Below are 5,494 nucleotides of genomic sequence, written 5' to 3'. Positions count from 1 at the left end.
CTCGCCGACCTCTACGCCAACCCCACCGGGCGGGCGATCGCCGACAACAGCGCCCACACCCTCCTGCTCGCCCAGCCCGGTCACGCCATCGATCGCCTCAAGGCCGATCACCGTCTGCCGATGACCGCCGCGGGCGCGGAGATGCTCAAGACCGTGCACACCGTTCCCGGCGCCTACTCCGAGATCATGACCCTGACCGACAGCGGCGCGGGGATCGGCCGGCTGATGGTCGACCCCTTTCGGCAGCTCCTCTACTCCACCAAGCCCGCGGACGTGGCGGCGATCCGAGGGCTGCGCGAGCGCGGGATGAGCGTCGAGCAGGCGATCAACCGGTTGCTGGCGGGGGCCGAGGCGGAGGCGTCCGATGCCGCCTGAGAATCGCTCCGCTCCGGCGCGCATGTCCGGCGGCATCCTGTTGCTCGCGGCAATCCTGCCGGCGGCCCTCGCCGGCGGTTACCTCGGTGCCGAGTTTGCGACCCGACCGCTGCACGAGGCCATCGCGACCCGCCCGCCGGTGCTGATCGTCGACGTCGCCGCCGCCCTGGACGGGATCGTGCCCGAGGATGTCGGCGAGGCGATTGCGGACCTCCGTTCAACCGCCAAGCGTCTCGCCGACGGCGGCGTTCTGGTGTTGGACGCCCAGGCCGTGCTGGCGGCACCGCAGGACGCCTATGTGTTGTCGGGGAAGCAGCCATGAGCGCACGCACGGACATTGCTGCTTCCCCCGAGGCTCGCCTGGCGCGCACCGTCCGGCGCGGCCTGCCGGCGCTGCTCCTCGTCCTGGCGTTGATGCTCTATCTGGGGACGCGCTATCGCATCGCGATCAACGATCAGATCGACAAGTGCCTGCCGCCCTATACCGTCTTTTTGGTGGATCGGCACGACCGGACGGTCGAGCGCGACGGCCTCTACGCCTTCCTCGCCGGCGAGCGGATGGCGCCCTTCTTCCCGATGCGGATGCAGGTGATCAAGCGGGTCGTCGGCCTGCCCGGAGAGACGGTCTCGGTCACCGAACAGACCACACGCGTGGACGGCCGAACGGTCGGCGAAGGGCTGGATCTGGCCGGCACGCTGCGCACGCCCGCGGCGCAATTCGTCCGCGAGGTCGTGGTCCCCGCCGATGCCGTCTGGATCATGGGCGCCACCCGCGACAGCTTCGACTCGCGTTATTGGGGTCCGCTACCCCGTCATCAGATCATCGGGCGGGCCTATGCACTTCTGTAAGGCTGTCTCCGTGTTGCTCCTGCTCGCCCCGACGGCCTCCGCCCAGGCAAGCGAGCGCGCCGATCTGCGTGCGCTGCGCGATCAGGCCGGTGCCATCCAAGAGGCGGTCTCCGGCACGGCGCTCCCGGATTGGCTCCGGAATCCGCCCGATGCCTCCGCACGCGCGGGCGAGGCGCTCGGCACGGCCGAGCGCGAACGGATGCACCGACTGACCTCCGTGCAGATGCCCGCCGTCCCCGACGCGACCGCGACCGCAACCCCGACGCAGACCATCACGCTCCTGGTCTCGCGCGCGCTGGGCGCGGCCGCGCTGCGCGACATCTTCGCCACCGCGGCCCGACCCGACGTGCGGGTCGTCTTTCGCGGTGTGGCCGAAGGTGAACCGCTGATGGACTTCATGCGCGGGATCCACGCGGAGCTGCAAGGGCTCGATCCGATGCCCGCGGTCGAGCTCGACCCGACTCCCTTTCGCGAGGCCGGCGCCGAGGTCGTTCCGCTGATGATCCTGTCCGGACCCGACAGAGAAATCGCACGGGTGGCCGGCCTGTCGGATCCCGCCTGGCTGCGCGCGCAGGTGGCGGCCGGCCGGACCGGGGATCTGGGCGTGCGCGGCCCGGTCGAGGCGATCTCCGAACCGGACATGCTCGAGGAGATCGCGCGTCGGGTCGCCGCCCTGGATCTCGCGGCACTGCGGGAGCAGGCACTCGCGCGCTATTGGACGCGCGCGGTCTTCGAACATCTGCCGGCCGCGCGGGAGGCCCGCACGCGGGTGATCGATCCCGTGATCGAGGCGAAGGCCGACATCGCCCTGCCGGACGGAACCCTGCTGGTGCGCTCCGGCGAGAGGCTCAATCCGCTCGATCGCCTCGCCTTCGGGCTGCGTCTGGTGGTGTTCGATCCGACCGAGCCGGCCCAAGTCCAGACGGCGCGCACGCTGGGCGAAAGTGCCGGGACGTTGCGCCCGGTCTATCTGGCGACCCGTTTGGATCGCGCGGCCGGCTGGGAGGGTTTTCGCGCGCTCGAGGATGCCCTGGACGAGACGGTCTATCTGCTGACCCCGGACGTGCGCGAACGCTTCGCCCTGGAGCGCGTGCCGGCGAGCGTCGAGTCCGCCGGTCGTGTCTTCCTGGTGCGCGAGCATCCGCCGGAGGATCCTCGATGACGGCGATGAAGGCGATGAAGGCGCCCGCCCTGCCCCGCCTCGCCGGCCCTGCTCTGCTCCTCGCGGCCCTTCTGACGGCACCCCTCGGCGCAGCCGATGCCGCCGACCCCGCCTGCCCGGACGCCGAGCTGTTCTCCGGCAAGCTGATTACCGATGTCTGCTGGGCCTGTCTGTTTCCGATCCGCATCGCCGGCATGCCCCTGTTCGGCGGCAGCGCACCGGCGGGTGCGGCCTCCGCCCCCTTCTGCGCCTGCAACGACGGCCTCGGCGTGCCGCATCCGGGCTTCACCGTCGGGATGTGGGAGCCCGCACGGCTGATCGAGCTGGTGCATGCCCCGCGCTGCGCCCCGGCCCTGGGCGGGATTCGCCTGCCGCTCGGCAGTCGCCGGCTGCTCGGCACCGCCGGTCAAGCCGAATACGACGCAAGCGACACGTCCTTCTACAACTTTCACTGGTACGCCTTCCCGCTGCTGATCCTGCTGGATCTGTTTTGGGACGACCGCTGCAACCCGGACGGCTACGTCGATCTGGACCTGCTCTATCTCTCCGAGCTGGATCCGACCTGGAATCACGACGAGCTGGCCTTCTTCACCAACCCGGAGGCCGCCTGGCTCGCCAATCCGGTCGCCCTGGCCGCCTGCCTTGCGGATGCCGCCGCGGCCACCGCGGGCACCCCGATCGATGCGCTCTTCTGGTGTGCCGGGACCTGGGGCAATCTCTATCCCTTCACCGGGCGCGGCCCCACCGTCGGCTCGCGGGCCCGCGAAACCAGTCTGGCCTCGGCCCGGTCGCTCGCCGCTCTGCATCGGCGCGGACTCGCACGTCGCACGATGGGCAACGACGCGCTGTGCGGCGCACCGCTCGCGCCCTTCCTCCCGAAGAGCCAGTACAAGCTCACGATGTTCTATCCCCTGCCCGAGACGCAGCGCGCCCATGTGATCGGCGAAAGCCCGTTGACCTGGGGGGAATGGCGCAACATCCCCGCGGTCGGGGAGGACCATCTCTATCTGCTGTGGCGCTGGAACGACTGCTGTGCGACCTTCTGAGCGATACGCCTTCCCGGTCCGGGTCCTGACCGGCATCCTCTGCATCGCCCTGGTCTGGACGCCGTGGGCGTTGGTGTGGGGCGACGACTTCGCCGACGCCATCGACGCCGGCAAGGAAACAGGTCGCGAGGCGGCCGGCGCGCTGACGCTGCCGGCGCTCTCGGGCGAGACACTGACGCTGCCGGGCGGGGACCTGCGTCTCGACGCGCTCTTCCCCGGCGCCACCGGGGGCGACCCGGCACGCTTCTCCGGGCTCTACGGCAATCACCACGGCACCCTGATCCACGGCCAACAGGCCCAAGGTGCGCTGATCACCGAGGGCTCGGCGACCGGAGAGGCGTACCGCACCCTGCGCGGCGCGGTCGAGCGCTCCCGTCCCGACATGCGCATCGACCCGCTATGGGGGCAGACCGACGACGTCCTCGACAACTTCGGGGCGATCGCCGAGACCTTCGGGCACTGCGAGACCGAGACGACCTTCGAGAACGGCACCCGCGAGGTCCACGTCCCGGACCTGCGCACCTGCGATCGCTTGACCCCGCAAGGCGGCTCCTGCTCCTGGTATCACGATTACGAACTGCCCGCGCCGGACAGCCTCGTCACCGTGACGGGCAGTGCTGCACTCGAAGACTGCGGACCCGGCTGCAAGCGGGTCGTGCTCGAGCGCGCCGGGGCCTGGCATGGATCCGCGCAGCTGGCCCTGCAGACGCCGTTGGAGGGCGGCTTCGGGGTGAGCGATCCCTCGCGGGTGACGGACATTCGGGTGACCCTTGCCTTCGAGGAGCGCCCGGCGCAGCCCGAGCCCGCCGAGGGATTCTTCTTCGAGCGTTACCAGGGCTGGTATACGGCAACCTTTCCGGGCGAGCACCGCGTGCAGACCGTCGCATTCGGCTATACCGCGCAGCCGATGACGCAGGCGCTGCGCAACGGCGGGCAGTTCAAGCTCCGCAACGGCCATGCCTGGACCTTCGGCGACGGCACCATCCCGGAGATCGGCTGCGCTTGGTGCATTCCGCAGGTCTACGACGCCGCCTGGACCGGCGGGATCCGGCTCGAGGTGGAGATCCGTTACACATCCCCGCCGCTGCGCAGCGTCTGGGGTGCGAACGACGGCTGCCATGACCTGCTCGAGACCCTCGGCAGCGACTACTGCAGCGGTACGATCGACTGCTTGGGTTCGCCCCCGCTCGCTGCCGACGGCTGTTACGAGAACGGCGACGTGCGCATTTGCCCGGACGCCATGGCCACCCCGCCCGTGGCCGGTCAGAACCCCTTCTGCACCGAGATCAAGGTGACCGCGAGCTGCTCGGGCTTCAACCAAGGGCCGATGCAATGCTGGACCGATCCGCAGGGGCAGCTGCAGTGTCCCTACAACGACGGCGATCAACCCTCCGACTGCATCGCCTTGGAAGAGGATCCCGCCTGCGGCTTCATTAAGTCCGAGTGTGTGGAGGGGGCCGTCGACAACCGCGGGATCTGTTTTCTGTTCGAGGAGACCTGGGACTGCGGCACCGCGCGCACCATCCCGGTTCTGGAGCGCAACCGCACGCTGGACTGTGCCGGTCCGGTGCGCTGCCTCGGCACCGATTGCGCGGAATTTCCCGAAGAGCAATCCGCGGACTTCGCCAAGGCGGTCGGGGCCTTGCAGACGGTGCAGATGGCGGTCTCGGACATGCAGTGCACGCCGGGCGGGAGCTGTCGGGTGTTCTCGGGCAGCGCCCATCAGTGCAAACGCGCGGTCGGGGGGATCGTGAACTGCTGCACGCGACCCGAAGGCGTGTCGCTGGCGGATTACGTCAGCCTGATCTTCGCGCTCGGGAAGATCGATGCCGCGATCATGGGGCTCGACAAAGGGGCCATGATCCGCGGCTCCTGGGAGACGCTGCGCCAGCCGGTCACCGCGACCTGGAGCGCGGTCAAGGAGTCCTTCGTCAGCGTCGCCAACAGCTTCACGGGCAAGACCGCGGCGGCCGCGACCGATGCCGCGGCCGAGGTCGGCCTGAGCGCCGTCAAACAAGCCCTTCTGAAACAAACCGCGGAATGGGCCGCGCAGCTCTTCGGC

General features: G+C 69.7%; 5 protein-coding genes and 1 pseudogene. All 6 read left to right on the top strand.

All coding sequences use genetic code 11. The features are described from left to right. Window positions 1–375: pseudogene (locus BLV04_RS23950) on the top strand (type IV secretion system protein TraC); the annotation flags it as partial. Further along, complete coding sequence (locus BLV04_RS23945; protein WP_093038631.1) at window positions 365–697, top strand: hypothetical protein; 333 nt, start codon at window positions 365–367, stop codon at window positions 695–697. The pseudogene BLV04_RS23950 and the gene BLV04_RS23945, both read left to right, overlap by 11 nt. Continuing rightward, on the top strand, window positions 694–1,224 hold the full coding sequence (lepB, locus tag BLV04_RS23940) for a signal peptidase I (RefSeq protein ID WP_093038629.1): 531 nt from the start codon (window positions 694–696) through the stop codon (window positions 1,222–1,224). The genes BLV04_RS23945 and lepB overlap by 4 nt, the downstream gene beginning before the upstream one ends. Continuing rightward, window positions 1,211–2,386: a TrbC family F-type conjugative pilus assembly protein gene (locus BLV04_RS23935; protein WP_093038627.1), complete on the top strand. Its 1,176-nt coding sequence runs from the start codon at window positions 1,211–1,213 to the stop codon at window positions 2,384–2,386. Before lepB ends, BLV04_RS23935 begins: the two co-directional genes overlap by 14 nt. 14 nt (window positions 2,387–2,400) lie before the next feature. Then, window positions 2,401–3,432 carry a TraU family protein gene (locus BLV04_RS23930; protein WP_093038633.1) on the top strand — a complete coding sequence of 344 codons (1,032 nt, stop codon included), beginning with the start codon at window positions 2,401–2,403 and terminating at the stop codon, window positions 3,430–3,432. Further along, window positions 3,419–5,494, top strand: a 2,076-nt coding sequence (gene traN, locus BLV04_RS23925; protein ID WP_093038625.1) for a conjugal transfer protein TraN, incomplete at its 3' end; no start/stop codon positions are given. The genes BLV04_RS23930 and traN, both read left to right, overlap by 14 nt.

The organism is Thiocapsa roseopersicina (assembly GCF_900106925.1).
GTDB classification, from domain to species: Bacteria; Pseudomonadota; Gammaproteobacteria; order Chromatiales; family Chromatiaceae; genus Thiocapsa; species Thiocapsa roseopersicina.
This window is presented reverse-complemented; position numbering and strand designations above follow the sequence as displayed.